Here is a 26875-nt window from a genome sequence, read left to right as displayed (position 1 = left end):
GACACATGTGTGGAACTCTCTCTCTCTCTCTCTGAGTTCCCAGCGTCCATTTCTCTCCATCCTATGCTCAGGAAGAGCACGCTCTTTTCGTTTCTCGCCGTCTTCTTCACACTGTCTGCGTGTTCGGAGCCGCTCAGTTCCGCGCCGAACGCTGCGCGCTCGTCCGACGGGAACGCTCTCTTACTCTCCGACACCCGCCAAACGACTGCGGGGTACGATCATTGGGCAGAGATGTCGTCGGAAGACCTCTGGGCGCACGTCGCCGCCCTCGACAGCACCGTCACCGTCGGGCTGAAGGCACCGGGAGCAGCGCGCGGCGTCGATGACCGTGGTCGCGCACTGCTCGACCCCTCGCTCTGGGAACCGCTCACGGGCCAGCTTATCGACGCCGTAGGCGCGACGCTGCTCTACGTCGACGACCTCCACCCGTTTGTGGACCTCCGGATCGGCGGTATGGGGTCGGTCCGTGCGCTCCGCGCGCTTCCGTACGTCGCTTACGTAGAACCCGCGTCTTTCGACCCCTCGGACGTCCTCATGAGCAGCTGCGAGGCGGACGCGACGGCGAGTGGTGAGATAGAACCTCCCGGAGACCTCGTGCCCCACACCCTTCTCAGGCACCGCGTGCGCCCGGCGTGGCAGCTCGCGACGGGGGCTGGCATCAAGATCGGTGTGGTGGACACCGGGACCAGCGTGTACCAGCCACAACTCCAGTCCGAGTTCGCCGATGGGCAGAGCAGCGGGCGTTCCATTGCCTACGACTTCACGGACGCGAACGGCAACAGCGGTCCTCCAGAATGGAACGACACGAACAGTCATGGGACGAAAATCCTCGGGTTGGCGGCGGCCCCGCGCGATGGGAAGAACGTCGTAGGTGTGGCTTACGCTGCGGATGCCGTCGGAATCCGCTCGCTTGATGGCGTGTTCGCAGGTCCCGGCCGGTGGGGCGAGGTCCGGGAGGGGATCCGTCGGGCAGCCGATAAAGGCCTGTTCGATTCAGACATCGTGAACATGGCATGGGGCTGGTCGTGGGGAAACACGTCCGTAGCCAGCACCATCGAGTACTACCACGACGACCCCGACCACAACACGCTGTTCATCGGCGCAGCTGGTACCTGTGCTGATTCCGTCACCGACGTGGTGTTCCCAGCGGATATGCCTGAGGTCGTCGCCGTCACGGGATTGGCCCCGTCCGGTACATCACCCTGTAGCCTCTGCCATTATGGCCCCCAGGTCGAGTTCGCGGCGTACACCACCGGCCAGACGACGGGGCTCAACGAGAATCAAATTTCGAGAATCGGCGGTTCCTCTGGCGCGACGGCCATCGTGAGCGGGATCGCCGCGCTTGTGTGGTCCCGTGATCTCACCCAGACCAGAGCTCAGGTGCTCCAGCGGTTGCGAAACGCCGCTCGCTTCAAGAGCAACCGCCAGTCCGACATCGGCTACGGCGAGATCAACGCGCTCCTCGCCGTCGGCGGGTTCATCGCCGGCTTCTACGGTCCGGACGAGGTGGACCAGTCCGGCACGTACAACTATTCGATCGCTGTCATCGGGGGACACGGACCGTTTACGTATCAGTGGGCAAACAACCCCTCTACGGCACCGTCGGCGTCCTTCACGTTCACGCAGCAGCCCGACGACTACACGGAGCAGCTAGAGGTCACGGTTACGGATACGTCGACGGGGTATTCGAGCACCTACAGGTACGATGTCGTCGTGAAAGGCACAAACAGCGGCGGTCCCGGTGGTCCAGGAGACGGAAACTGTGGAAACGGTATTCCTTGCTGATTTCGATCCGTCCTCGGAGCGGTCCCTCCCCTCGCTCACTACCCAGCGCCGTCCGCTGGTGGAACGCCATCGCCAGTGACGACGAGAGGCCGCTACGCCTCGCCGGGCTCGAGGTGTGGGGCGCGACCGCGATGATGCTGGCCGAGTTTGCGGCCGTCGCCCGCGACGCTAGCCCGACCCCGGCGTGACCACGACCTCCGGAACGTCGACACGGGCCGTGACGCTCGCCTCTTCTCCGGCTCCGGTCGTGGTGATGACGTCGGCGTCGGAGGCCACCTCGTCGCCCGTGTCGTCCCGGGTGACGACGATGCTCGCCGCCAGCCGGCCGTCGTCGATCAAGCCGGTGGCCGACAGCGTAAACGTCCCCGAGGTGCCCGGGTCGAGCGTGACGTCCTGGCCGTACGACGTGCCCCGGGAAAAGTCGACGGCCTCGTTCCGGACCTCGCCGTCGGCGCCAGTGTAGGTCACGGCGACGTCGAACGACTCGCCGACGACGGACACGCGGTACGCGACGGTCACGCCGACGAACTCGGTCTCGGGCGGCCGCTCCTCGGAGGTCGTGGAGTCGCAGCCGGCGACGGTGAGGGCGGCGAGGGCGAGGAGGGCGAGGCGCATGGCGGGGCGGGGGGCTGATGGAAAGTAGGCGACGTCCCGAACGCCCGACAGGCCCTTCGGCGTCTACAGCCCGACCGGCTCGAGCTCGCGGTGGCCCCGGGCCCCCTCGGCCACGAACGCGGCCGGCTGCGACGTCGAGTGGTAGAACAGGAGGAGGCGGCCCGTCTCGGCGGCCTCGGCGACGAGCCGGTCGCGCCACGCCTGCGACCGGGCCGGGTCCACGTCGTACTTCGCCTGGTAGCGCCGCGTGACCGCGCCCGGCGTGCCGAGCACGTCGCCCCCGAAGACGGCCTGGAGGTCGCCCGACCGCACGCGGACGATCTGATGGGCGCCCGTGTGGCCGCCGGTCACCTCGAGCGCCACGCGGCCGACCTCGACGTCGCCGTCAACGCGGGCGAGCTGGCCCTCGCGGTCGAGGGTCTCGACCACCACGTCCCGGGCCCGTGCCGACTCGCCCGCGTAGCCCTCCGCCGTGATCTCGGCCGCCTGCACCACGTAGTCGGCCCGGGGGAACGTCGGCCGCCAGCCGTCGCCGACGGGCGAGATCGCGCCGCCCGCGTGGTCGAAGTGCAAGTGCGACAGGACGACGCGGTCGACGGCCTCGGGCGCGACGCCGTGCGCCGCCAACCCCTCGATCAGGAACTCCGTCCCCCGCCCCTCGGCCCACGACCCCAGCCCGGTGTCGACGAGCAGCGTCGCCTCGGGCGTCCGCACCAGGAACGGGGTGACCGAGATGAACAGGGTCCCCGGCCGCGCCGGGTCGCCCTCGGCGTGGGGCACGAACCGCTTGTCGAGGCCGACCGTGAACCGCCCCTCGGGCAACGGGTGGAGGTCGAGGTCGCCGTAGGTCATGGGCGTGTGGACACGTGGAGACGTGGACAGGTGGACTCGTGCGGGAAGCCTCAGCGGTCCCTCACAGGTCCACGAGTCCACGGGCCCACTCACTCGTCCCCCGCCCGCTCGTAGGCGGCGATGATGTCCTTGACCAGCTTGTGGCGGACGACGTCCTCCTTGCCGAAGTCGATGAACGAGATGCCGTCGACGCCCTCCAGGATCTCGCGCGCGCGGACGAGCCCGGACTGGGCCCGCGACGGGAGGTCGGTCTGGGAGGCGTCGCCCGTGACGATGGCCCGGCTGCCGGCGCCGAGCCGCGTCAAGAACATCTTCATCTGGCCCGTCGTCGCGTTCTGTGCCTCGTCCAGGATCACAAAGGACGTGTTCAACGTTCTTCCCCTCATGTACGCTAGCGGCACGATCTCGACGATGTTCCGGTCGAGATAGCTCGGGAGCTTGTCCTGCTCGATCATGTCGTCGAGCGCGTCGTAAAGCGGCCGGAGGTACGGGTCGACCTTGTCGCGGAGCCCGCCGGGCAGGAACCCCAGGCTCTCGCCGGCCTCGACCGCCGGCCGCGCCAGCACGATCTTCTTGACCTGCCGGCTCTTGAGCGCGCTCACGGCCAGGGCGACGGCCGTGTACGTCTTGCCCGTCCCCGCCGGGCCGACCGCGAACACGATATCGGACTGGCGCGCGGCCTCGACGAGCCGGGCCTGGCCGGGCGTCTTGGCCTGGATCGTCCCGCCCTGCGGCGTGAACAGGATGGCGTCCTGGCCGCCGGACCGCTGCATCCCCGTGCCCACGCGGGCCAGGTCCAAGACCGTGTCGACGTCGTTCTCGGTGAGGTTGCCGTTCCGGTTGAGGATCACGACGAGCTCGCCGACGACCCGCTCGATCCGGTCGACCTGGTCGGCCGGGCCGCGGAGCTTGAGCTGGTCGCCGCGGGCGACGATCCGGGTGTCGGAGAACGCCGACTCGATCCGGCGGAGGTAGACGTCGTTGAACCCGAACAGCATCAGCGGCTCGGCGCCGCTGACGGTGACGGTGCGGTCGATGGGGGCGGAGATCTCGGCCAAGCGGTCGGGGGCGTGCAGGGGAGGGGGAAGCTCGACGGGACGTGCGACGGCGGCGCGTCACGGGCCGGCTACGCCCGTCGGCGGGCGGGGGTCCGGGATCGGCGCGGAGCGGGTGGCGTACCGCGCCGATGACCGACCGCCCCGCCGACCGCCCCGCGCTCGTCGTCCCGTTCGCCAAGATGAACGGGGCCGGCAACGACTTCGTCGTCCTCGACAACCGGTTCCTCCGGTTCTCCGACGACGAGCTGGAGGCGCTCGCCCGGCGCGTGTGCCCCCGCCGCACCGGCGTCGGCGCCGACGGCCTCCTCGCGCTCGACGACCCTTCGGCAGGCTCAGGGCAGGCTCCCGACGGGGCGGCCGATTTCCGGATGCGCTACCGCAACGCCGACGGCTCGCTCGGGACCATGTGTGGCAACGGGGCCCGGTGCCTCGCCCGCTTCGCCGCCCGCGCCGGGCTCGGCACCGACACCGCCGACGGCGTCCGGCTCGCCTTCGACACCGACGGCGGGCCGTACCGGGCGCTCGTCCCGGACCGCGCGGCGTCCGGCCCGGTCTCGCTCGACGTCCCGCCGCCCCGCGACTTCGGGCCGGCCGGCGTCGGCGGCGCCTTGCGCATCTGGACCGGGACCGAGCACGCCGTCGTGTTCACCGACGACGTGGGCCAGGCCGACGTGGAGGGGCTCGGCCGGCGGCTCCGCCACGACCCCGCGTTCGCCCCGGCCGGCACGAACGTCGACTTCGTCGAGGTCGCCGGGCCCGACCGCGTCCGCGTGCGGACGTTCGAGAAGGGCGTCGAGGCCGAGACGCTGGCGTGTGGGACCGGCGCCCTCGCGTCGGCCCTCGTGGCCCACCTCGACGGCCGCTTAGGCGACGGCGCGCGCCAGAGCGTCGCCGTCGAGATGCCGGGCGGGACGCTCGGTGTCGGCTTCCGCGTCGATGGCGACGCGGTCTCCGACCTGACGCTGGCGGGGCCGGCCGAGACCGTCTACGAGGGCACGCTCGAATGGCGAGGGTGACCTGGCGCGCGCTTGGCGGCTGGGGATTCGTGGCCTACTCTTCCGCTGATCCGCCTCCTTCCGCCATGCGTCGTCTTGCCGCCCTCGCTCTCCTTGTCGCACTCGCCCTGCCGGCCGGCGCCCAGATCGTCCCCGACGAGTTCCCCGGCTCCGAGCCGATGATCGACCGCGCTCAGCGCGACCTGGTCGAGCGGCACCGGCCGTTCCTCTCGGGCCTGTTCGCGTCGAGCACCGTCGCCGTCGGCCCCGCCGTTGGGCAGCCCGAGCTGAACGCGGCCGTCGCGTTCGAGGGCGGCTACCGGTTCGGCAGCGGCCACGCGATCGCTCTGGCGAGCGCCGTCACGAGCTCGCTCGACCGGCCGCTCGGAGCGGACGGAGTGGACCCCCATACCACGGCCACGGTCGGCGGTGAGGTCATCGTCGCGCTCGGTCGCGGCGCGGACCGCCGGTCGGTCCTGCGCGGGGCCGAGGTCGGGCTCGGGCTCGGCGCCAGCTTCTACCAAACGGACCGGGGGCTGCGCGGCACGGAGTCGGTCGCGGTCCCCTCGCTCTCGCTCCGCCCGCGCGTCGCGCTCCCCCTCACGCCGACGATGTCGGTCCCCGTCGGCCTCTGGGTGACGCAGGAGCTGGGCCGCGACGGTCGTCCCGGCCCGTTCGTCGGCCTGAGCGTCGGCCTCCGCCGGATCTGGGCCGACGAGGCCCGGATGGTGCTGGAGTAGCGCGGCGCGTCAGGCCCGGCCGCGGTACAAGCTGGCCACCCCGAACGTCTGGGGCCGCGCGCGGCAGTCGGTGTACCCGGCCGCCCGCATCTCGGCCAAGAACGCCTCGCCGTACGGGAACTGCCGGGCCGACTCGGGGAGGTACTCGTACGCCTCCGCGTTGCCGCTGATCGCCTGGCCGATCCGGGGGATCAGGTAACGCGAGTAGATCCGGTAGCCCTGCTTGAACGGGAACGCCGTCGGCTGGCTGGTTTCGAGCACGACGAGCGGGGCGCCGGGCCGGAGCACGCGGCGGATGCCCTCGAGCCCGGCCCGTAGGTCCTCGAAGTTGCGGACGCCGAACGCCACGAACGCGCCGTCGAAGGCGTCGTCCTCGAACGGGAGGTCGGCGGCGTCGCCCTGAACGAGGGCCACGCGGCCGGCGAGCCCGCGCTCGCGGAGCTTGGCGCGCCCGCCCTCCAGCATCCCGTCCGAGATGTCGACCCCGACGACCTCCGTGGGCCCGAGCGACAGGGCCGCGATGGCGAGGTCGGCCGTGCCCGTCGCCACGTCGAGCAGCCGCTCCGGCCGTCCCGAGAGCCCGTCCGCCAGCCACGCGACGGCCCGCTTCCGCCAGCGGACGTCGATGCCGAACGACAAGACCCGGTTGAGCAGGTCGTAGCGCGGGGCGATGTCGTCGAACATGGCCTCGACGTGCCGGCGCTTGCCGGGGGCCTGGCCGATGGGCGGTTTGGTCACGGGGTCGAAGGGCGATAGGGAGGCCGTACCCCGCCGGGCCCTTCGGGGTGCCCGGGCGTGGTGAAGCCCTCGTGCTTTCACTATTTTCTGAAACCCGACGACGTCCTTCGGGTTATGCCTGATCCGCCCCCACGTCGTCCCCGGCCGTGCCCCTCGCCCCGCTCGCTCCGGCTTCCGTCCCCGCCCGCCTGGCCGAGGCCCTCGACCGGGCCGTCCGCACGTGGCGTGGCGACCGGGTCTTGCGCGTCGAGCTGCCCGTCGATCCGGTCGACCCGCTGCTGTGGGCCGCGGCCCAAGAAGGGGAGCCGACCCACTACTGGCGGGGTCGCGGCGAGGCGGAGGCCCGCGCGAGCGTCGGCGCCGCCCGGGTGCTGGACGTGCCGTCGCTGGCCGAGCTCGACTCGCTCGGCGACCTGCTGGCGCTGCTGCCGCCCGGCGCGCGGCTGGCGACGACGGCCCGGTTCGACAGCGCGGCCGAGGTGGGGGAGGAGTGGGCCGCGTTCGGAGCGGTCCGGTTCGCGCTGCCCCGCGTCGAGCTCCGCTCGGACGGGCGGACGGCCCGGCTGGCGGTCCACCTCGCGCCCGGCGAGCCGGTCGACGTGGCGCGGGGCGCCCTCGCAGCGCTCCGGCCGGCCCGAGGGGACGTCGCGGGGGCCCTGCCGCTCCCGTTCATGCGCCGCGACGACCCCGACCGCGCCGAGTGGGACCGGATGCTCCGCTCGGCCCTCGGCGCGGTCGACCACGGCGGCCTCGACAAGGTGGTCCTCGCCCGCCGCGCCCGGTTCCTGTTCGACGAGCCCGTCGACGCCGCCGACCTGCTGCGGCGGCTCGAAGCGGCGACGCCGCGCTGCTACCACGCCCTCGTCGCTCCGCCCGACGGCCCCGCGTTCCTGACGGCGACGCCCGAGCGGCTGCTCCGGTTGGACGGCCGCGCGCTCTCGACCGAGGCCGTCGCCGGCACGCGCCCCCGCGCCGAGGCCGACGCCGCCGACGACCGGCTCCGCGACGAGCTGCTGGCGAGCGAGAAGGACCGCCGCGAGCACGCCTACGTCCGCGACGCCATCGTCGACGCGCTCGGCCCCTTGACAACGTCCGTCGAGACCGACGCCGAGGCCGCCGCGATGACGCTGGCCCGGGGCCGCCACCTCCGCACCGGCGTCCGCGCGACGCTCGCCGAGGGCGTCGGCGTGCGCGAGGTGCTGCGGGCGCTCCACCCGACGCCGGCCGTGGGCGGGACGCCGACGCCGACCGCGCTCGACGCCATCGACCGGCTGGAGACGTTCGACCGCGGGCTCTACGCCGGGCCGGTCGGCTGGGTGGGCCGGGACGAGCACGGGCGCGAGGCGGCCGACCTCGCCGTCGGCATCCGGTCCGGGCTGGTCGACGGGCGGTCGCTGTCGCTGTACTCCGGCGCCGGCATCGTGGCCGGGTCCGACCCGGCGTCCGAGTGGGCCGAGATCGAGCACAAGATCGGCGACTTCGCGCGCGTGCTCGGGCTCACCGACCGCGTCGAGGCCTAGCGAGTTCGGAGTTCAGAGTTCGGGGTTGACCTCCCGGATCGCCTCAGGAGCTTTGAGCCGCAACCCATGAACTCCGAACTCCCAACTCTGACCTCGTCCCCCAACGTCAACCACCTGTGGGCGGCGCTGCTCGTCGAGGAGCTGGTCCGCCAGGGGACGACGTTGTTCGTGGTCTGCCCCGGCAGCCGGAGCACGCCGCTGGCCGTCGCCGTCGCGCAGAACCCGCACGCCGAGGCCCTCGTGCATTGGGACGAGCGGGCCGCCGGGTTCGTCGCCCTCGGGTGGGCCAAGGCGACGGGCCGCCCGGCCGCCGTCGTGACGACGAGCGGGACGGCCGTGGCGAACCTGCTCCCGGCCGCCGTCGAGGCGCGGCAGTCGGGCGTCCCGCTGCTCCTGCTCACGGCCGACCGGCCGCCCGAGCTCCGCGAGGCCGGGGCCAACCAGGCCATCCGCCAGCCCGGCCTCTTTTCGACCGTCGCCCGGTGGGCGTTCGACCTCGGCACGCCGTCATCGGAAATCGACCCCGCGTTCGTGCTGACGACGGTGGCGGAGGCCGTCACCCGGACTCACGACGGCGGGCCGGTCCACCTCAACCTCCCCTTCCGCGAGCCGCTCGCCCCGACACCGGACGGGACGGACGTGGATGCGCTTCTCGCACCGCTGGCCCGCTGGCTCGACGGCGACGACCCGTACACGCGCAGGGCCCGACCGCCGTCTCACCCCGAGGTCCGCGACCTCGCCCACCTCCTCGACGGGGGCGAGCGTGGGCTGGTCGTCCTGGGCCCGCTCCCCGCCGACGACGCCGAGACGGCACCGGCCGCCGCCGAGATCGCCGAGCGCCTGGGATGGCCGCTCGTCGCGGACCTCCTGTCCGGCGTCGGCCACGGCGCCCCGCGCGCGTTCGACCTCGCGCTCGCCAGCGACCGGCTCCGCGAGATCGTGCCCGAGGCCGTGCTCCACGTCGGCGGGCGCCCGACGTCGAAGCGGCTCGCCCGATGGACCGCCGACGCCCGGCCGGGCCTCTACGTCCGGGTCCACCCGGATCGGGCGCGGCTCGACCCGGCCCACCGCGTGACGCACCGGCTGACGGGCGAGCCTGGCCCCGTCGCCCGGGCGCTCGCGGCGGCGCTGGCCGACCAGGGCTCGCGGCGGCCCATTGCCCCGCCGGACGGCTGGCGCGCCCGCTGGCAGACGGCGGTCGACGCTGCCCACGATGCCGCCGACGCCGTGCTCGCGGCGTCCGGGCTGTCGGAGCCCGTCGTCGCCCGGGCGCTGGCGGAGTCGTTGCCGAAGGGGGCCGGCCTCGTCGCCGCGGCCTCGATGCCGGTCCGCGACCTCGACACGTTCGCCGCCGGCGGCTCGGCCGTCGTCGTGACGGCGAACCGGGGGGCGAGCGGGATCGACGGGACCGTCGCCACGGCGGCCGGGTTCGCGCGCGGGCGCGGCCTGCCGACGGCGCTGCTCATCGGCGACCTGGCGCTGCTCCACGACCAGACCAGCCTGGCGCTCCTGCGCGACGGCCCGCCGGTCGTCGTCGTCGTCGTCAACAACGACGGGGGCGGCATCTTCCACCAGCTCCCGGTCGCCGAGTCGCTGGACGAGACCACGTTCGAGCGCGTTTTCGGGACGCCCCACGGGCTCGGCTTCGAGGCCGCCGCCCGCCAGGTCGGCCTACGGTACGCCGCGCCGACGACGCCCGATGCCTTCGAGGCGGCGCTGACGGACGCGGTGGCCTCGGGAACGTCGAGCGTGATCGAGGTGCGGACGGACCGCCGCGAGCAGGCCGACCTCCGCCGACGCATCGTCGCGGCCGTGGCCGAGGCCGTCGACGCGGCGCTCGCGTGAGGCCGCTGGTCCTCCTCCACGGGTTCTTGGGCCGAGGCGCCGATTGGGACGCGGTCCGCGCCGGGCTTCCCCAAGCGTGGGACGTGGCCGCGCCCGACCTGCCGGGCCACGGCACGGCCACCGACCTCGACGCCCAAGCGTACACGATGGACGGGGCCGCCGCCCGCGTCGTGGCCGAGCGGGACGGCCCGGTCGACCTCGTGGGCTACTCGATGGGCGGTCGGCTGGCGCTCCACGTCGCCGTGACGCGGCCCCGAGCCGTCCGGCGGCTGGTGCTCGTCTCCGCGTCGCCGGGCCTGCGGACGGCGCGCGAGCGGGCCGAGCGGCGGGCGCTCGACGCGGTTCGGGCCGCCGAGATCGCCGCCGACCTCCCGGCGTTCGTCGACCGCTGGTACCGGATGCCACTTTTCGACCTGCCCGCTGCCCTCCGCCGGCACCTCACCGCCGACCGGATCGCGCACAACGACGCGGCCGAGCTGGGGCGGTCGCTGGCGGGGATGGGGACCGGGGCCCAGCCGAGTCACTGGGGAGCCCTGGCCGGAATCTCCACCCTGGCCCTCGCCGTAGCAGGCGAGCGCGACGCCAAATTCGTCCGCCTGGCTGGCGCGATGGCCGAGGCCGGCGGCGTCGGCGTCGCGCTCGTCCCGGGCGCCGCTCACCTCCTCCCAGCCGAGGCGCCCGACGCCCTCGCCCGCCTCCTGACCGACTCCCTCTCTTGATGGCCGAGACCCGACCGCACCACACGACCGACCGCCCCACCGTCTCCGGCCCCTTCGAGTGGGAGTCCGTCGGCACGTTCGAGGACATCGTCTACGAGAAGGGCGCGGCCGGGACCGACACGGCCGGGATCGCTCGGGTGACGATCCACCGGCCCGAGGTCCGCAACGCCTTCCGGCCGACGACCGTGACCGAGATGATCGCGGCCATCGATGACGCCCGCGACGACCCGTCCATCGGCGTGTTCGTGCTGACAGGTGCGGGCGACCAAGCGTTCTGCTCCGGCGGCGACCAGCGGATCCGCGGCGACCACGGCTACCGCGAGGTCGAGAACGGGAAAGAGACCGGGACCCAGCGGCTCAACGTCCTCGACTTCCAGACGCGGATCCGCAAGATGCCGAAGCCGGTCATCGCGGCCGTCAACGGGTGGGCCGTCGGCGGCGGCCACGTGCTCCACGTCGTCTGCGACCTGACGATTGCGAGCGACAACGCACGGTTCATGCAGACCGGCCCGAAGGTGGGCTCGTTCGACGCCGGCTACGGGACGACGCACCTCGCGCGGATCGTCGGCCAGAAAAAGGCGCGCGAGATCTGGTTCCTGTGCCGGCCCTACTCGGCGCAAGAGGCGCTGGAGATGGGCTTGGTCAACACGGTCGTCCCACTCGCCGAGCTCGAGCGCGAGACGGTCCAGTGGTGCCGCGAGATCCTGGCCAACTCGAACCTCGCCATCCGCATGATCAAGGCCGCCGCGAATGCCGACGAGGACGGCGGCGCGGGCCTCCAGGAGCTGGCCGGCCACGCGACGATGCTGTTCTACATGACCGAGGAAGGGCAGGAGGGCAAGAACGCCTACCTCGACCGCCGCGCCCCGACCTTCGACGCCGACGGCTACCGCCCGTAGGCTGAGTTGTGGGTGAAGGGTAAAGGGTGATGAGTCGATGCCCTTTACCCATCACTCATCACCCATCACCCGCATGCTCTCCGTTCCGTTCTCGATCAGCGACAGCCACAGCGGGCTCTCCGAGATGAGCGGGGTCGTTTGCCTGGAGGGCGACGACGTCGTGGTCGAGATTCAGATCAAGTTTATCGGTCTGTTCAAGAGGCCCTCCCAGACGTTCCGGTTCGACATGACCGACCTCGAGGAGGTCCGCCACACGCGGCGGTTCTGGGGCGACACGCTCACGCTCCGCACGTGGCCGATGGAGCGCGTGGCGGACATCCCCGGCTCGTCCGACGGCGCCCTCGCGCTCAAGGTGAAGCGGGCCGACCGTCCCGCCCTCGACGCCCTCCTCGACCGGCTGGAGCTGTGGCTGACGTGACCGCCCCGGCGCCCTCGCACGCCCGCACGTGGCTGGCGGCGGCCCGGCCGAAGACGCTGCCGGCGGCCATCGCGCCCGTGCTCGTGGGCGTGGCGCTGGCCGTCGAGCAGGGCGCGTTCCACGCGCTCGCGGCGGCGTGCGCCCTCCTTGGGGCCGTGCTCATCCAGGTCGGGACGAACTACGCCAACGACGCCGAGGACTTCGTCCGCGGGGCCGACACGGAGGCGCGGAAGGGGCCGCTCCGGGCGACGGCGGCCGGGCTCGTGACGCCGGGCCAGATGCGGGCGGCGGCGGCCGTCGCGTTCGCGCTGGCGTTCGTCGCCGGCCTCTACCTCATCGTGCGGGGCGGGTGGCCGATCCTGGCGCTCGGGCTGGCGTCGATCGCGAGCGGCGTCGCCTACACGGCCGGCCGCTGGGCGCTCGCCTACACCGGCCTGGCCGACCTGTTCGTCCTGGTGTTCTTCGGGCCGGTCGCCGTCGGCGGCACGTTCTACGTGCAGGCGCTCGACCTGCCGCTGTGGGTGCCCATCGCCGGGCTCGGGCCGGGCTTTTTGGCGACGGCCATCCTGCTCGCCAACAACGTCCGCGACGTCGAGGAGGACCGGGCGGCCGACAAGCGGACGCTGGTGGTCCGGTTCGGCCGGCCGGCGGGCGTCCGGCTGTACAACGCCTGCATCTCGGGCGCCGTCGTCGTGCCGGCGTCGCTGGCGCTCGTCGCTCGCGACCACCTCGGCGTGCTGGCCGCGTCGGCGCTGGCGGCCCTCGTCGGCCGGCGCCTGGTGCGGACGCTGGCGACGTCGAGTGATCCGACGGTTCTGAACCCGCTGCTGGGGAAGACCGCCGGCCTGCTCTTCGTCTACTCGGTCGTGCTCGCGGCCGGCTGGGTGTGGACGTGAGCGGGGTCGCCATCGTCGGAGCCGAGGCGTTCCGGTACCGGCTCCCGCTGGCTCGGCCGTTGGCGATGCCGTCCGGCACGTACACCCAGCGCGAGGGGATCCTGCTCCGGCTGACCGACGCCGACGGCCACGTCGGGTGGGGCGACGCCGCGCCGCTGCCAGGCTACTCGCCGGACACGCTCGCCGACGTGCTCGCCGAGCTTCCGGCCACGCTCCGGTGGGTCCGCGAGCGACGGCCGTGGTTGGACGGTCTGAGCCTGTCGTTCGAGGGCCCGGCTGTCCGGCGCCCGCGTGGCCGAGGCTCGCTCCCACGGCCCCCGTCGTTGGTTTGTGCCGTCGCCCAGGCGTCCGGCGACCTGTCCTCGCAGCAGCTCGGGTGGTCGCTGGCCCGCGTCTATGGCTGGACCGAGCGCGCGGCCACGACACGGGCCGATCCGACGGTCCCGGCGGTCGCCCTCAACGCACTGCTCCCGAACGACGACCCGGTTCCGACCGCGAGGCGGGTCGCGGCGGAGGGGTGGCGGGCCGCCAAGCTCAAGGTCGGGCGGCGCTCGCCTGAGGCGGACGCGGCCGTCGTCCGGGAGGTGGCCGGCGTGCTGGGCGAGACGGCGCTCCGCCTCGACGCGAACCGGGCGTGGTCGGTGGAAGAGGCCACCGCGTTCGCCGACGCCCTCGATGGCGTCCCGGTCGCCTACGTCGAGGAGCCCCTGTCCGATTGGCGGCGCCAGCCCGAGTTCGCTCGCCGGACCGGCGTCCCCTTCGCCCTCGACGAGACGCTGCGAGACGTGACGGCCCGCCCGACCCGCCTCGTCCGCGAGGCGGCGGCGTTCGTCACGAAGCCGACGGTGCTGGGGGGAGCCGGCGCGGACGCGAGCTTCCTCCGGTTCCTTGCCGGTCGCGAGACGCCCGTAGTCGTCAGCAGCACGTTCGAGAGCGGGGTCGGGATGCGGCACTTGGTCGCGCTGGCGGCGGCGTTGGGCGACACGCCCGCCGGGCTCGACACCTACCGCTGGCTGGCCGAGGACGTCTTGGACCGCCCACTCCCGATGTCCGGCCCGACCGTCAACGTGGCCGCCGTGCTCGCGCCCAACCCCGTCCGCCTCGACCGACTCGAGCCGCTCGCGCTGTGACCCGAATCGCCTCATCGTCCCGGCCGACGTCCCCTCTCCCTCTGGGAGAGGGACAGGGTGAGGGTCGGACGGGCACGTTCTCAGGGCTCCGTCAAGCCCGCGTTGCCGGGCTCGCGGTCGGCTCGGTCTACCACCCCTGCCCAGTTCCCTTGGCTCCGCTCGGGACAGGCCTGTCCAGGCATGACCCCGCGCAGGCGGGGAAGGAGGACTTCTCGACGACCTTCGGTGCTCAACGAACCCGGGGCAGTAGCGCCTCGACGGGGCATTCAGAACGGCCATGACCGTGACGGTCCCCGACCCCGTCCGCCAGCACGCCGACGCGCGACCGGACACGCCGGCGCTCGTCACCGGTGCCGAGACGTGGACCTGGGCCGACCTCGACGCCCGCGTCAGCGGCACGGCGGCTCGGCTCGCGGAGGGGGGCGAGCGCGTCGCCGTCCGGGCCGAGACGTCGCCGGACCTCGTCGTGCTCGTGCTAGCCGCGCTCCGCACCGGTCGTCTGTTGGTTCCGCTCTCGACGCGGTGGACGCCCGCCGCCGTTGCCGACGCGCTCGGTCGCCTCGGCATCGACCGGCTCCTCAGCGACGAGGCGGTGCCGGGCGTCGAGACCGCCGCGCTGGCGGACGTCGTCCAAAACGGCGAGAGGCGCGAGGCGTCCGCGGTCCCGCTCGGCCGGCCGTTCACCGTCGTCCACACGTCGGGGTCGACGGGCGAGCCGAAGGCCGTCGTCCACACGGTCGGCAACCACGTGTGGAGCGCGCGCGGGGTGGTCGAGGCGCTCGGCGTCACGGAGCGGAGCCGGTGGCTGCTCGACCTGCCGCTGTACCACGTCGGCGGGCTGGGCGTCGTGGTCCGGTGCGCGCTCGCGGGCGCCACCCTCGCCGTCCCGCCGCGCGCGATGCCCCTCGCCGACCGCGTGGCCCGGCTCCGCCCAACGCATGCCTCGCTCGTGGCCACCCAGCTCGGCCGGCTCCTCGACGCCGGCGCCGACTTGTCCGGCCTCGACGCCGTCCTGCTCGGCGGCAGCGCGATCCCTGCCGACCTGCTCGACCGCGCCGTCGCGGCCGACGTTCCCGTCGTGGTCTCCTACGGGATGACGGAGATGACGTCGACCATCACCGCGACCGCGCCCGGCGACGACCGCGCCGCGCTGGCGACCTCGGGCCGGTCGCTCCCGCACCGGGCCGTCCGGATTTCCGACGCGGGCGAGATCGAGGTCGGCGGGCCGACGCTGGCCGACGTGCTCGGCCCCGACGGCGTCCGCCCCTTCGGCGAGTGGCACCCGACCGGCGACCTTGGCCACCTCGACGCCGAGGGCCGTCTGGTCGTGACCGGGCGCCGCGACGTTCAGTTCGTGTCGGGCGGCGAGAACGTCCGCCCCGAGCGTGTCGAGGCGGCGCTGCTGGCGCTCGACGGCGTGGCCGAGGCCGTCGTGGTGCCCGTGCCTGACGCCGAGTTCGGCGCCCGCCCCGTCGCGTTCGTCCGCCCGGCCGGCGGCGCACAGTTCGACGCCGACGCGCTGACGGCGGCCCTGCGCCGGACGTTGCCCGGCTTCATGGTGCCCGTCTCGATCCACACGTGGGCCGGTGCCGAGGGCTTAAAACCGGACCGCCCGGCGCTGGCGCGGAGGGCTCAGGAACTAGGAATCAGGAATCAGGGGCCGATGGGCACCCCCGATTCCTGATTCCTATCGCCTCATTCCTCGCTACAGCAAGTCGTTGCGGAAGTCGTCGACCTCGGCCTCGTCGCGGAGCCCTTCGAGCCAGGCCTGGAGCACGCGCGAGCGCTTGCGCTGGAGCAGCTGGGTCTTGAGGGTCTCGCGGACCGGCTCCGTGAACTCGGCGTCGGTCGCCCCCCGGAGCGCCGTCGTCTGGACGACGAACGCGGCCTGGTCGCCCTCGATGACCCCGCTCCGCTGGCCGGGCCGGAGCCCGAACATGGCCCCGACCGCGCGGGGCTCGACGCCGTAGCTCGGGAGGGTCGGGTTCGACATGATCACGTTCGAGGCCGTCTCGACGCCGGCGCTCGTCGCCGCCGCGATCGACGCCAGCGACGACGCCCCGCCGACGGCGTCGCGGAGCGCGGCCACCTGGATCGCCTTCTTCTTCTCGGTGACGACGGCGGCCTCGACTTGGCCCCGGACCTCCTCGTACGGCGCCGGCCCGGCCTCGCGCCGCTCGACCAACCGGGCGATCACGAAGCTGCCGCCGGCGTCGAACGGCTCCGACACCTGGCCGATGTAGGCGCGGCGCAAGAACCGGAAAAAGTCGCGGCCGAGGTCGAGGCCGGGCACCTGCTCCTGGCCCTCGGTGATCTCGACCGGCGTCGGCGCGATCCCGCGCTCCTGGGCCTCCTCGGCGAAGTCGCGGTCCTCGAGCACCAAGAACGCTGCGAAGTCCTCGGCCTCGCCGAGCACGCGCGCGAAGTCGGCCTCGACGGGCCGCGCGATCTGGACGAGCTCGACCTCCGACGACGCCCGGTCCTCGACCCGGATAAGGTGGACCCCGAACGACGTCGCGACCGGCCCGGTCACCTGGCCGACGGGCGCGGCGAACGCCGCCTCCTCGAACTCGGCCACCATCCGGCCCTCACCGAACCAGCCGAGGTCGCCGCCCTGCCCGCTGTTGCTCCGGTCGGTCGAGAACTGGCGGGCCGCCGCCTCGAACGTGATCTGGCCGCTGTTGATCTGCTCGCGGAGCTCGCGGGCCCGGTCCTCGCTCCCGACCGGGAGCAGGATGTGGCGAGCGCGGACGGCGACGTTGTCCCCGTCGCGGACGCCCGTGATCCGGGCGACGTACGCCTGGTCCCCGGCCACGACGGGCCCGACGACGCGGCCCTCCGTCGGGTTCGAGTACACGGCCGACGCCAGCTCCGACGGGAGGTCGCCGGCCCCGACGAAGGTCGGCTCGACGGCGGCCCCGAACGAGTTCCGGCGGGCGTAGGCCACGGCGTCGGGCGCCGAGCGGAACCCGGCCACGAGCCCGGCCAGCTCGTCCGTCGCCCGGGCCGAGTCGGCCGCCGTCGGGGCCTTGTCGAACGTGACGTACTCGATCGAGTACGACGCCTCGCGCTCGAAGTCGTCGACGTGCTCGCGGTAGTAGTCGCGGAAGTCGCGGTCGGAGACCTCGATCTGGTCGTCCGGGACGGCCGCGTAGCGGAGCGCGACGAACTGGGCCGAGGCCTGGCGGTTCTGGCGGACGAACTCGGCCCGGAGCTCGGCCGGCGTCACGCGCGCCGTGGCCGTGATGAGCGCCGAGAGCTTGGCCTGGCGCCGGTTCCGGCGGACCTGCTCCTCGATGGCCTGGAGCTGGTCGGCGAACTGGGGGTCCTCGACGACCTGCTGGAGCGCGGCCCGGTCGACGCCGCCCTGGCCGTCGGGGAAGACCTGGGCGATGAGCGGGTCCGGGCTCGGGCCCGTGATGAGCTCGAACACCTCGTCGTCGGTGACCTCGACGCCGAGCCGGTCCATCTCGCGCTCGACGAGCGCGTTGTCGACGAAGCTGTCGAACACGCGGTCCTCGATCTGGCGCTGGAGCGCCCCGGTGACCTCCAAGCCCTGGGCCTGGTACGCGTCGAGCTGCTGGTCGACGGCCCGCTGGTAGAGCTCGCCCTCGATGTCGACCCCGTCGACCTCGCCGATCACGCGGCCGTCCGGCCCCATCCCGACGGTGTCGAACGCGCCCGAGTCCTGGAGCGCCCACAGGCCGCCGAAGGCGACCACCAGGACGCCGACCAGGACGCCGCCGGCGCGCTCCCGAATGCTGTTCATGATTCCTGCCATGTCGCTCCGCCTCCGCGGGGGCTGTCTCTTGAGTCGGCGTCGGCGCCCGCAAGTCGGACGCCCGAAACCACAACGAGCCGGCGCGGACGGCCGGCTCGGAGGGGTGGAGAAGATACGGGGGGCAGGGGGGAGGCCCCGGGGGAAAAATCCGAGGAGTCCGGGCTCGCTGCGCTCGCGGGAACGGGGGACTGGGAACGGGGAAACGGCAGAGGGTGGCGGCGTGGGTGGTTCGTGGACAACTCGGGGGGCCGGCGCTGGCGCAGGGGTGGGGGAGGGGCCAGATTCCACCGTCCACCCGTCCACCCGTCCACCCGTCCACCCGTCCACCCGTCCACCCGTCCACCCGTCCACCCGTCCACCCGTCCACCCGTCCACCCGTCCACCCGTCCACCCGTCCACCCGTCCACCCGTCCACCCGTCCGCCCGTCCACCCGTCCGGCCCCAAAAACAGCGGGCCGAGCCGGGTCTCCCCGGGCTCGGCCCGCCGCTCTCTCTCTCCCTCTCTCTGGGAGGTGGGGGCGTGGCTCAGGCGGCCACGGCGTGGTAGTCCATCTGCCCGCGCAGCGTGCGGAGCGTCTTGGAAAGGATCTGGGAGATGCGCGCCTCGGTGAGATGGAACTCGACGGCGATCTCGCGGAGGGTCAGGCCCTCGAAAAAGTAGAGGTGGACGATCCGCTGCTCGCGCTCGGGGAGCGTCTCGACGAGGGCCTCGACGAACCCGTAGAGCGACTGGCGCTCGGCGTCGGCGTCGGCCGCCTCGACGCCCGGGGCCGGGAGCGTGTCGATGGGCGAGGGCCGGTCGGTGCCCTGGCCGTCGAAGAGCGAGAGCGCGAACCGCTGCTGAGCGTCGCCCAGGAGTCGGTTGTAGGCGCGGACGGAGACGCCGAGCCGGTCGGCGACCTGAGCCGCGCGGGGCTCGTCGCCGAGCTCCTGCTGGAGCGTCTGGGCCGTCCGGGCGGCCTCGGCCACGCGGCGGCGGCGGTCCCGGCTGAGGCAGTCGATGGTCCGCAGGAAGTCGACGAGCGAGCCGCGGATCCGCCCGAAGGCGAACGACGCGAACGGGGTCCCCCGCGAGGGGTCGTAGCTCCCGAGCGCCTGGAGCATCCCGAGCATCCCCGCGTTCTCCAAGTCGGCGTAGGACGCCAGCGGGTGGTCGGGCAGCGAGACCCGCCGCGCCAGCGAGCGGACGAGCGGGAGCGCGGCCACGGCCACGGCGCGGGCGTAGACGTCCATCCGGGGGCCCTCGGCATCACGCTCGGCGGCGTAGCGTTCGACGGCGGACTGAAGCGATGAGGTCATGGGAGCGGCGGCGCGGCGGGGTCAGGCGGAGCGCGGGCCCTCGGGCCGGGCGACGAAGGCGGCGGCGGCGAGCGTGGCCAGCGACAGCCCGATCAGGCTCGCGGCCGAGGCCGGGACGAGCGAGACGACGGTGGTCAGGCCAATCGCGGCGACGAGCAAGAGGGACCAGGCGAGCACGAGGGCGGGGGGGGAGCGAGGCGTGCCGGACCCTCACGCAAGGGGGGTGCCACCCTCGGCGCGACCCTCGGCGGACGCCGGATCTCGCCACACCTCGGGCCCATCAGACCGCGCCCTCGGAACGCCCACGTGCCCCGGACCCCGCCCAGATGCGGTGTGACGGCGTTCCGGCGGTGATATCGGCGCGGCCTCCCGAGCGCCTAATCAACCCGGCCGGTCGGTACGGAATCGTAACGGCCCGGGTAGAATCGGGGTGGCGCCGGGTCCGTACGTCACGTGACCGGCCCGCCCTCGGCGGCCGGCGCGAGCGCGAGGTGGGCGCCCGACGCCAGCGCCTCGCCGAGCGCGTCGAACAGCCGGTCGACGTCCTGCGCCGGGTTCCACACGAACGGGGCGAACCGGACGAGCGCCCCGCGCCGGGCGTCGACGAACACGTCGCGCGTCTTGAGCCAGCGGACCATCCGGTCGGCGTGCTCCACTTCCAGCACGATCATGGCGCCTCGGCGCTCGTCCTCACGCGGCGAGCGGACCGGGATGCCCAGCGCGTCGGCGCGGTCGAGCGCGCGGGCGCCCTTCGCCAGCGTGTCGGCGCGGACGGCGTCGAGGCCGGCGTCGAGCAGCACCCGGACGCCCTCGACGGCGTGGTACATCGAGGCGACGGCCGTCGTCCCGCCCAAAAACCGGCGGCGGACCTCGGGGTGGTCGGCCGGGGCCGGCTCGAACCCGAACGGGTCGGCGTCGCCGAACCAGCCCGACAGGCGCGGCCGGAGGTCGAGGCCGGGGCGGACGTAGAGATAGGCGTTCCCGCTTGACCCGCACGCCTCCTTCAGCAGCCCGCCGAAATACATGTCGGCCCCGCACGCCTCGACGTCGACCGGGATCGAGGCCGTCGCGTGGTAGCCGTCGACGGCGAACAGCGCCCCGTGCCGGTGGGCCACGTCGGCGAGCCGGCGGAGGTCGGCGGTGGGCAGCACCTCGCCCGTCGCGAACCCGACGTGGGAGACGAAGACCCAGGCCGTTTGGTCGGTGATGGCGTCGGCCACGGCGTCGAGGTCGACGCGGCCGTCGGGGCGGGCGGGCACGTCGACCGGGCGGAGATCGCGCAAGCCCTGCCAGCGCTGGACCGGGTGGCGGACCGACGGGAACTCGCCCTCGGTCATCACCACCTCCGTCCGGCTCTCGAACGGGCCGTCGCACGACAGGAGCGCTTGGACCGTCGTGAACACGTTGGGCTGCAAGATGCACGACCCCGCCGGCGCCGAGAGCAGCGGGGCCACCCAGGCGTCGGCGAGGTCCGTCGGCAAGGCCCACCAACCCGTCTCGTGGCCGAGGCCCCACCGGTCCGGGACCCGGTTCCAGGCGTCGACGCCGCGCTCGGCCCAGTCCTGGCAGAACCCGGCCATGAGGTCGGGCACCGTCCGGGGCATCAGCCCGTGCGTGAACGCCCGCAGCTCGACGGCGGGCGCGGGGGGGACGACGAAGCGATCTGAGAGGTCAAGCATGGACCTGGAGGGTAAAGAGTAGAGGATAGAGGGTGGCGGAGGCGCGGACGGTCGTCTTCGCCACACTTGGCATCGGACCTCGTCCTCCCTCCTCCACTCTCTAACCAGAGTTGTGTCCGAACCGAGAGAGGCGGTGGGACCGGAGACGGAGGACCGGGGACCGGCTTCCCTGACGAGTCCCAGGCGGCCTCCCGTCCCCCGTCCTCGGTCCCAACGGACGCGAGGACCGGAGGCACAACTTGAGTTCTCTACTCTCTGTCCTCCGCGACCAGCCGCTCGATCACGTTGACGCCCGAGACGCCCTCGGCCTCGGCGTTGAAGTTGGTCACGATCCGGTGGCGCAAGACCGGGATCGCCATCCGGTCGACGTCCTCAGCGAGGGGCGTCACGCGGCCGTCGAGGAGGGCGAGCGCCTTGGCACCCAGCACGAGGTACTGGCTCGCGCGCGGGCCGGCGCCGTACGCCAGGTACTGCGTCACGAAGTCGGGCGCCCCGTCGCGCCCCGGCCGCGTCCGCGCCGCTAGGCGGACGGCGTGCTCGACGACGTGGTCGGCGACCGGCGCGTTGCGGACGAGCGCTTGGTACGCGCCCAAGTCCTCGGCCGAGAGGACCGGCGAGATCTCGGGCAACGCGCCCGACGTCGTGGCCTTGACGACGGCCACCTCGTCGGCGAAGGGCGGGTAGTCGAGCCACAGGTTGAGCATGAACCGGTCGAGCTGGGCCTCGGGCAGCGGGTACGTCCCCTCCTGCTCGATCGGGTTCTGGGTCGCCAGCACGAAGAAGGGCTGGGGCAGGCCGAGCGTCTCGCCGGCCGCCGTGACGTGGCCCTCCTGCATCGCCTCCAGGAGCGCCGCCTGCGTCTTGGGCGGCGTCCGGTTGATCTCGTCCGCCAGGACGACGTGGGCGAAGAGGGGGCCCTGGACAAACCGGAACGCGCGGCGGCCCGTCGCCGGGTCCTCCTCGACGACCTCGGTCCCCGTGATGTCGCTCGGCATGAGGTCCGGCGTGAACTGGATCCGGCTGAACGAGAGCTCGAGCGCGTCGGCCAGCGTCCGGATCAGGAGCGTCTTGGCGAGCCCCGGCACGCCGACCAAGAGGGTGTGGCCGCGCGCCAGCAGCGCCACCACCAGCCCCTCGACGGCCGCCTCCTGCCCGACGACGGCCCGCCCGACCTCGGCGCGGAGCTGGCGGTAGGCGTCCGCCAGCGCGGCGACGGCGGCGGGGTCTCGGGGGTCGATGGGCATGGTGCGTGGACGAGTGGAGCGGTGGACGTGTGGACCCGTGGGTGGTTCTCCCGCGAACCTGTCCACGAGTCCACAAGATCACACGTCCACTAGCCTCCGACCGGCGGCTGGTACCGCTCGGCGCGGATGTCGACGTAGACCGTCCGCCGGAGGTCGTCGATCCAGTCGGCGATGACCTCGGTCTGCTTCTCCTGGAGCGCGTACTGGCTCAGCAGCGAGTAGTCGTCGGCGATGGAGAGCGGGTGCGCGGGCGTCCGCTTCTGCAAGAGGACGATGTGGTAGGCCTTGGTGCCCTGGGCGTCGGCGAGCGTGACCGGGGCCGGCTCGCTGACGTCGCCGACGTCGAGCGAGTCGAGCGTGGCCCGCCACTCCGGCCCCAGGCCCTCGATGGACAGGTCGCGCTGGCGCGTCTGGGGGACCGAGACGTAGCCGCCGCGCGGGGCGCTGGCGGGGTCTTGGGAGTGCCGGCGGGCGAGCGCCTCGAACGGGGTTCCGGCCTGGACCGAGTCGCGCAAGACCGACAGGAACTCGCGCGCCGCCGCCGCCTCGGCCTCGCCGACCTCGACCTGGAGCAGGATGTGGTTGAACGAGATCCGGTTGCCGTCGCGCTCGTTGACCCGGAGCACGTGGTACCCGAACGGCGTCTCGAAGACGGGCGAGATGGCGCCGATCTCGGAGGCCGCGGCGGCGGCCTGGAACCGGGGTTCCAAGTCGGTCAGGCGGAGCGTCGTGTAGAGGCCGCCGTTTTGGGTCCCGTCGCGGTTCGTGTTGCCGGGGTCGTCGGAGTGCCGGTCGGCGAGCTCCTCGATCGTGGCCTGGCCCGCCACGACCGAGTCGCGCAGGGCCTCGGCGACGGCGCGGACGGCGGTCCGGCCGCTCTCGTCGCTCGTCGGGACGCGGACGATGTGGGCCACGCGGACCAGCTCCGGCACGACGGGCCGGTCCGCGACCGGGATCCGCTCGAACCACTCCCGGACCTCGTCCGGCGTGATCGTCACCTCGCGCAACCGGCGGCCCTGGTACTGCTGCAGCAGGAGCTCGTCGCGGACGTCGTCGCGGATGGAGACCTTGACCTCCTCGACCGACCGGCCGTAGGCCTGCTCGAGGGCGGCGTCGCCGCCGACCTGGGCCGAGAGCTGGGCCACCTGGGCGTCGACCCGCTGCGAGACGATGTCGTCGGTGATGGTCAGCGTCGTGTCCTGGCGGGCCCGGGCGATCACGACGCGCTGGTCGACGAGCCGGTCGAGCGCGCGGCTCCACAGGTCCGGCGGCGGCGCCTGGCCCTGCGGCGTCGACTGGGTCACGAGCGCGTCGACCTCGGAGTACAACACCACCTGCTCGCCGACGACGGCGGCGATCCCGTCCAAGCGGGCGCCGGGCGCGACGGGCTGGGCGGCGGCGCCGACGGCGGTCAGGGCGAGGAGGGCGGAGAGGAGCAGTCGCATCGGGCGGGGCGGAGGACGGGGGCCAATACGGGCCGGCGGGCCGTCGTATTGCGCGAAGACGGGGAGAGGGACGGGACGGCGCGTCAGCGGACGGCGAGGCGGCCGGCGGCCTGGGCCTCCGACCGGAGCCGCTGGAGCAGCCGCGCTTGGGCGTCGCGCCGCATCTGGACGCCCAGCCGCTCGGCCAGCTCGTCGCGGACGAGCCGGAACGGCGGGACCGTCCCCGCCGGCACCCGGTCGACCACCTGGACGAGGTGGACGGTCCGGCTTACTGGCACGACGGCCACCTCGGCACCCGCCGACAGACGGGCGACCCGCTCGCCCAGCGTCTCGTCGAGCGACCGGATCCGCTCCTCGGAGACGTACTCGCCCGCGAACGCCGTGGCGCCGGCCGGGTCGTCGGCGTACTCGGCGGCGACGAGCACGAACAGGGAGTCCGGGTAGGGCGAGGCGACGGCGCGGGCGAGCGACGCCCGGGCCTCGGCGGCCTTGGAGGCGTCGGCCAGGCGGAGGTGGCGCAGGCGGACGTAGGGCTCGCGGAGCGCGAGCGCGTCGCGGTGGCGGTCGTAGTACGCCTCGAGGTCGGCGTCGGAGGGCTCGGCAGGGGCCTGCTCGAAGAACGTCTCGAGCGCCGCCTGCTCGAGCGTCGACCGCTCGGCCTCCTGGAGGCGACGGGCGACGGCGGGGTCATCGTCCAGGCCCTGGCGGCGGGCCTCCTGAATCAGCAGCTCGCGCTGGACCCACTGCTCGACGAGTTGCTCGCGCACCGTCGCGCTGTCGAGCCCGGCCGGCGCGTCGCCGAGCGCGTCGGCGAGGTCGGCCTCGGTCAGCTCGGCGTCGCCGACGCGGGCGACCGCCGCTCCGTCGCTCACGTCGGCCGGGGCGTCGCCGCAGGCCGAGACCGCGAGCGCGAGCAGGAGAACGCGGGCCGTCATGGGAGGAGAGGGGGATGGAAGGGTCGGGAGGGGTGGAGGGGCGGTAAGAGGGTGGGGGGAAAGTCCCTGCCCTCCACCCTCCTCCACCCCCTTCGCCCTCTCCGCCCGCTGCCCTACCGCGTCCCGTCCGAGATCACCGTCGGCAGGCCCTCGGGCTCGGGCAGCGTCACCGACGACTCGGCCGGGACGCGCTCGGGGTAGAGCCGGGCGTCGTAGCGGGCGCGCAGGCGGGCCTCCCACGCCGACTCGACCTGGTCCTGGTACTCGGTGATGAGCTCGGCGCGGGCCTCCTCGAACGTCTTGTCGCGGGGCGGCTCGATGCCGTCGAGCACGTAGAGCACGCGGCGGGCCCGCTCCAACACGACCTCGCTCCGGTCGCCGACGCGGAGCTTGAGGACGGCGTCGACCGGCGACCCCGTCGAGTCGGCGACGTAGACCGTGTCGAGCCGGAGCTCGGTCCGGTCGACGTAGTCCTGGCGGGCACGGAGCGCGCCGAGCGGGGCCATCCCCTCGTCGAGGTCGATGGCGACGGCGCGCAACAGCGAGTCGGACGTGGCCCGGAAGGCCAGGGCCCGGCGGCGCTCGGGCCAGCGGTACTGGCCGGGGCGGGCGTCGAAGAAGGCCCGGAGCCCGGCCACGTCCTCCTTGGCCGGCGTCCAGACGCTGTCCTCGGCCACCCGGAAAAGGAGCACGCCGTCGGCGTAGCTCCGGAAGACGCGGGCGAACTCGGGGTCGCGGTCCTCGAGCCGGGCGACGGCCTGGGCCACGGCCTTCTCGTCAACGAAGGCCCGGACGGTCTCGATCATCTCGCCGTCCGGGTGCGGCCCGAACCGCATCCGCGCCAGCACCGGGGCCACCTCCGACAGGACGTAGCTCGAGTCGCCGACGGTCGCGAACGTCCGGTCGCCGTAGGCCCCGAACCCGTCGCGCTGCATCCGCTGCTGGAGCGAGTCGGCGGGGTACTGGCCGATGGCTTGGCGGACGAGGTCCTCGTCGTAGCTCCCGCCGACGTCGGCGATGTACTCGCGCCCGACGGCCTGGCGGCGGACGGCCGTCCGGGGCAGCCGGAGCGCGAGGTCGCGGTTGGCCGGGTACGCCTCCTCGAACGTCGGCCGCTCGGGGAGCGACGTGAGCTGGATAAGGTGGACGCCGAACTGGCTCTCGACCGGCCCCGACACGTCGCCGACGTTCTGGAGCGCGAAGGCGGCCTCCTCGAACGAGGGCACCATCCGGCCCCGCCCGAACGTGCCGAGGTCGCCGCCACGCGCGCCCGAGCCAGGGTCCTCGGAGTACTCCCGGGCCAGGTCGCCGAAGTCCTCGCCGGCCGCGACGCGGGCCGCGAGCGACCCGATGACGGCCCGGGCCGAGTCGACCGAGACCTCGTCGGACGTCCGGATCAGGATGTGGCGGGCGCCGACCTCGTTCCGGGCCGGCCCCCGCTCGGTCGGGTGGACCAGGTGGACGCCGAACCGCGTCCGCACCGGCTCCGAGACCTCGCCGACGGGCGTCTCGTAGGCGGCGTCCTCGAACGCGAGGACCGTCCGGCCGCCGGTGATGAACCCGATGTCGCCGCGGTTCTGGACGGCCGAGGGGTCCTCGGAAAAGCGGGCGGCGGCGTCGCCGAACGAGATCAGGCCGGCCTCGATCGAGTCGCGGAGCGCCGTCGCGCGGGCGTAGACGGCGGCCGTGTCGCGGGCCGCCGGGCTCAAGAGGAACAGGATGTGGGAGACCCGGATCTGCTCGGCCTGCTTCTCGTAGAGGTCGGCGACGACGGCGTCGAGCACGCGGCGGTCGGTGAAGTACGGGCCGGCCAGCTGGTCCCGGTACTCGGCCACCTCGGCGACGTAGGCCGAGTCGTCGGCGTAGCCGGCCTCGCGCGCGGCGAGCACCTTGAGCCGGAAGTCGACGTAGCGGTCGAGAAAGTCGAGCCGGCGATCGAGCGGCGACTCGGTGCTGTCGACGATGGCGCCGTCGGCGGCGGCGTAGGCCGCGTCGAACGCGGCCAGCGTGAGCGTGTCGGCCGTCCACGTGGCGACGACGGGCGTGCCGTCGGCGCCGAGGACGGGGGCCGGAGCCGGGCGGGACCCGCCACAGCCGGCGAGCGCGGCGGCGACGAACGTGAGCAGGGCGAGGCGGGGCGTGGTCATCGCGTCTCGATGGAGGAACTGTGCGCGCCGGCCTCTCCGGCGCGTCTCGGGGCCCGAAGCTAACGGACCGCCCCCGCCGCTCCGTCCAAGGTGGAGCGAATATGGCCCGGCCGGTGAGGCGCGAGCGGTGAGAGG

General features: G+C 73.5%; 23 protein-coding genes. 11 read left to right on the top strand and 12 right to left on the bottom strand.

The genetic code is table 11. The features are described 5' to 3' along the window. Nucleotides 1–9 precede the first annotated feature (9 nt). Nucleotides 10–1785, top strand: coding sequence for a S8 family peptidase (locus ACOOHE_RS15220; protein WP_420454933.1), 1776 nt, complete (start codon nt 10–12; stop codon nt 1783–1785). A gap of 168 nt (nt 1786–1953) precedes the next feature. Here ACOOHE_RS15220 and ACOOHE_RS15215 read toward each other — a convergent pair whose 3' ends face one another. From ACOOHE_RS15215 to ACOOHE_RS15205, 3 genes are all read right to left on the bottom strand, one after another. Further along, the gene (locus ACOOHE_RS15215; protein ID WP_420454932.1) at nt 1954–2400 is read right to left on the bottom strand and encodes a hypothetical protein; all 447 of its coding nucleotides are present in this window, start codon (nt 2398–2400) and stop codon (nt 1954–1956) included. Nucleotides 2401–2463: 63 nt separating this feature from the next. Continuing rightward, nucleotides 2464–3252 carry an MBL fold metallo-hydrolase gene (locus ACOOHE_RS15210; RefSeq protein ID WP_420454931.1) on the bottom strand — a complete coding sequence of 263 codons (789 nt, stop codon included), beginning with the start codon at nt 3250–3252 and terminating at the stop codon, nt 2464–2466. A gap of 89 nt (nt 3253–3341) precedes the next feature. Then, nucleotides 3342–4250: a PhoH family protein gene (locus ACOOHE_RS15205; protein WP_420457632.1), complete on the bottom strand. Its 909-nt coding sequence runs from the start codon at nt 4248–4250 to the stop codon at nt 3342–3344. Between the two features lie 188 nt (nt 4251–4438). Between ACOOHE_RS15205 and dapF the strand changes: the two genes are divergently transcribed. Together dapF and ACOOHE_RS15195 are read left to right on the top strand one after the other, a co-directional pair. Further along, nucleotides 4439–5326: a diaminopimelate epimerase gene (gene dapF / locus ACOOHE_RS15200; RefSeq protein ID WP_420454930.1), complete on the top strand. Its 888-nt coding sequence runs from the start codon at nt 4439–4441 to the stop codon at nt 5324–5326. A 65-nt stretch (nt 5327–5391) separates the two neighbouring features. Continuing rightward, nucleotides 5392–6045, top strand: a complete 654-nt coding sequence (locus tag ACOOHE_RS15195; protein WP_420454929.1) for a hypothetical protein — start codon at nt 5392–5394, stop codon at nt 6043–6045. A 9-nt stretch (nt 6046–6054) separates the two neighbouring features. Here ACOOHE_RS15195 and ubiE read toward each other — a convergent pair whose 3' ends face one another. Further along, a complete protein-coding gene (ubiE, locus tag ACOOHE_RS15190) occupies nt 6055–6783 on the bottom strand; it encodes a bifunctional demethylmenaquinone methyltransferase/2-methoxy-6-polyprenyl-1,4-benzoquinol methylase UbiE (RefSeq protein WP_420454928.1) in 729 nt (242 codons plus the stop codon). Nucleotides 6784–6929: 146 nt separating this feature from the next. Between ubiE and ACOOHE_RS15185 the strand changes: the two genes are divergently transcribed. The 8 genes from ACOOHE_RS15185 to ACOOHE_RS15150 all read left to right on the top strand — a co-directional run bounded on the left by ACOOHE_RS15185 (nt 6930) and on the right by ACOOHE_RS15150 (nt 15894). Further along, nucleotides 6930–8303, top strand: coding sequence for an isochorismate synthase (locus ACOOHE_RS15185; protein ID WP_420454927.1), 1374 nt, complete (start codon nt 6930–6932; stop codon nt 8301–8303). Between the two features lie 66 nt (nt 8304–8369). Further along, nucleotides 8370–10148 (top strand): 2-succinyl-5-enolpyruvyl-6-hydroxy-3-cyclohexene-1-carboxylic-acid synthase, encoded by a 1779-nt coding sequence (gene menD, locus ACOOHE_RS15180; protein ID WP_420454926.1) that lies wholly within the window; start codon nt 8370–8372, stop codon nt 10146–10148. Further along, nucleotides 10145–10867 carry an alpha/beta fold hydrolase gene (locus tag ACOOHE_RS15175; RefSeq protein ID WP_420454925.1) on the top strand — a complete coding sequence of 241 codons (723 nt, stop codon included), beginning with the start codon at nt 10145–10147 and terminating at the stop codon, nt 10865–10867. Before menD ends, ACOOHE_RS15175 begins: the two co-directional genes overlap by 4 nt. After that, complete coding sequence (gene menB / locus ACOOHE_RS15170; RefSeq protein ID WP_420454924.1) at nt 10867–11766, top strand: 1,4-dihydroxy-2-naphthoyl-CoA synthase; 900 nt, start codon at nt 10867–10869, stop codon at nt 11764–11766. Before ACOOHE_RS15175 ends, menB begins: the two co-directional genes overlap by 1 nt. A 73-nt stretch (nt 11767–11839) precedes the next feature. After that, entirely contained in the window at nt 11840–12184 is a 345-nt protein-coding gene (locus ACOOHE_RS15165) for a hypothetical protein (protein ID WP_420454923.1), read from the top strand. Beyond that, nucleotides 12172–13080, top strand: a complete 909-nt coding sequence (locus ACOOHE_RS15160) for a 1,4-dihydroxy-2-naphthoate polyprenyltransferase (RefSeq protein WP_420454922.1) — start codon at nt 12172–12174, stop codon at nt 13078–13080. The genes ACOOHE_RS15165 and ACOOHE_RS15160 overlap by 13 nt, the downstream gene beginning before the upstream one ends. Further along, entirely contained in the window at nt 13077–14210 is a 1134-nt protein-coding gene (menC, locus tag ACOOHE_RS15155) for an o-succinylbenzoate synthase (protein WP_420454921.1), read from the top strand. The genes ACOOHE_RS15160 and menC overlap by 4 nt, the downstream gene beginning before the upstream one ends. Before the next feature lie 277 nt (nt 14211–14487). Continuing rightward, nucleotides 14488–15894, top strand: a complete 1407-nt coding sequence (locus ACOOHE_RS15150) for an AMP-binding protein (protein ID WP_420454920.1) — start codon at nt 14488–14490, stop codon at nt 15892–15894. Nucleotides 15895–15915: 21 nt separating this feature from the next. Here the strand turns inward: ACOOHE_RS15150 and ACOOHE_RS15145 are convergent, their stop codons facing one another. The 8 genes from ACOOHE_RS15145 to ACOOHE_RS15110 all read right to left on the bottom strand — a co-directional run bounded on the left by ACOOHE_RS15145 (nt 15916) and on the right by ACOOHE_RS15110 (nt 26740). Continuing rightward, nucleotides 15916–17979 carry a peptidyl-prolyl cis-trans isomerase gene (locus ACOOHE_RS15145; protein WP_420454919.1) on the bottom strand — a complete coding sequence of 688 codons (2064 nt, stop codon included), beginning with the start codon at nt 17977–17979 and terminating at the stop codon, nt 15916–15918. Between the two features lie 537 nt (nt 17980–18516). Beyond that, the gene (locus ACOOHE_RS15140) at nt 18517–19290 is read right to left on the bottom strand and encodes a sigma-70 family RNA polymerase sigma factor (protein WP_420454918.1); all 774 of its coding nucleotides are present in this window, start codon (nt 19288–19290) and stop codon (nt 18517–18519) included. A gap of 21 nt (nt 19291–19311) precedes the next feature. Next, entirely contained in the window at nt 19312–19467 is a 156-nt protein-coding gene (locus tag ACOOHE_RS15135; RefSeq protein ID WP_420454917.1) for a hypothetical protein, read from the bottom strand. A gap of 272 nt (nt 19468–19739) precedes the next feature. After that, nucleotides 19740–20969 (bottom strand): aminotransferase class V-fold PLP-dependent enzyme, encoded by a 1230-nt coding sequence (locus ACOOHE_RS15130; protein WP_420454916.1) that lies wholly within the window; start codon nt 20967–20969, stop codon nt 19740–19742. A 248-nt stretch (nt 20970–21217) separates the two neighbouring features. Next, nucleotides 21218–22213, bottom strand: a complete 996-nt coding sequence (locus ACOOHE_RS15125) for an AAA family ATPase (protein WP_420454915.1) — start codon at nt 22211–22213, stop codon at nt 21218–21220. Between the two features lie 89 nt (nt 22214–22302). After that, a complete protein-coding gene (locus tag ACOOHE_RS15120) occupies nt 22303–23658 on the bottom strand; it encodes a peptidylprolyl isomerase (RefSeq protein ID WP_420454914.1) in 1356 nt (451 codons plus the stop codon). Nucleotides 23659–23741: 83 nt separating this feature from the next. After that, a complete protein-coding gene (locus tag ACOOHE_RS15115) occupies nt 23742–24593 on the bottom strand; it encodes a peptidyl-prolyl cis-trans isomerase (RefSeq protein ID WP_420454913.1) in 852 nt (283 codons plus the stop codon). Between the two features lie 113 nt (nt 24594–24706). Beyond that, nucleotides 24707–26740, bottom strand: coding sequence for a peptidylprolyl isomerase (locus ACOOHE_RS15110; protein WP_420454912.1), 2034 nt, complete (start codon nt 26738–26740; stop codon nt 24707–24709). Between the last annotated feature and the right edge of the window lie 135 nt (nt 26741–26875).

It is taken from the genome of Rubrivirga sp., assembly GCF_965213695.1.
In the GTDB taxonomy this organism is placed as follows: Bacteria; Bacteroidota; Rhodothermia; order Rhodothermales; family Rubricoccaceae; genus Rubrivirga.
Note: the sequence above shows the minus strand (reverse complement) of the source record. Positions and strands in the feature narration are given on the sequence as shown.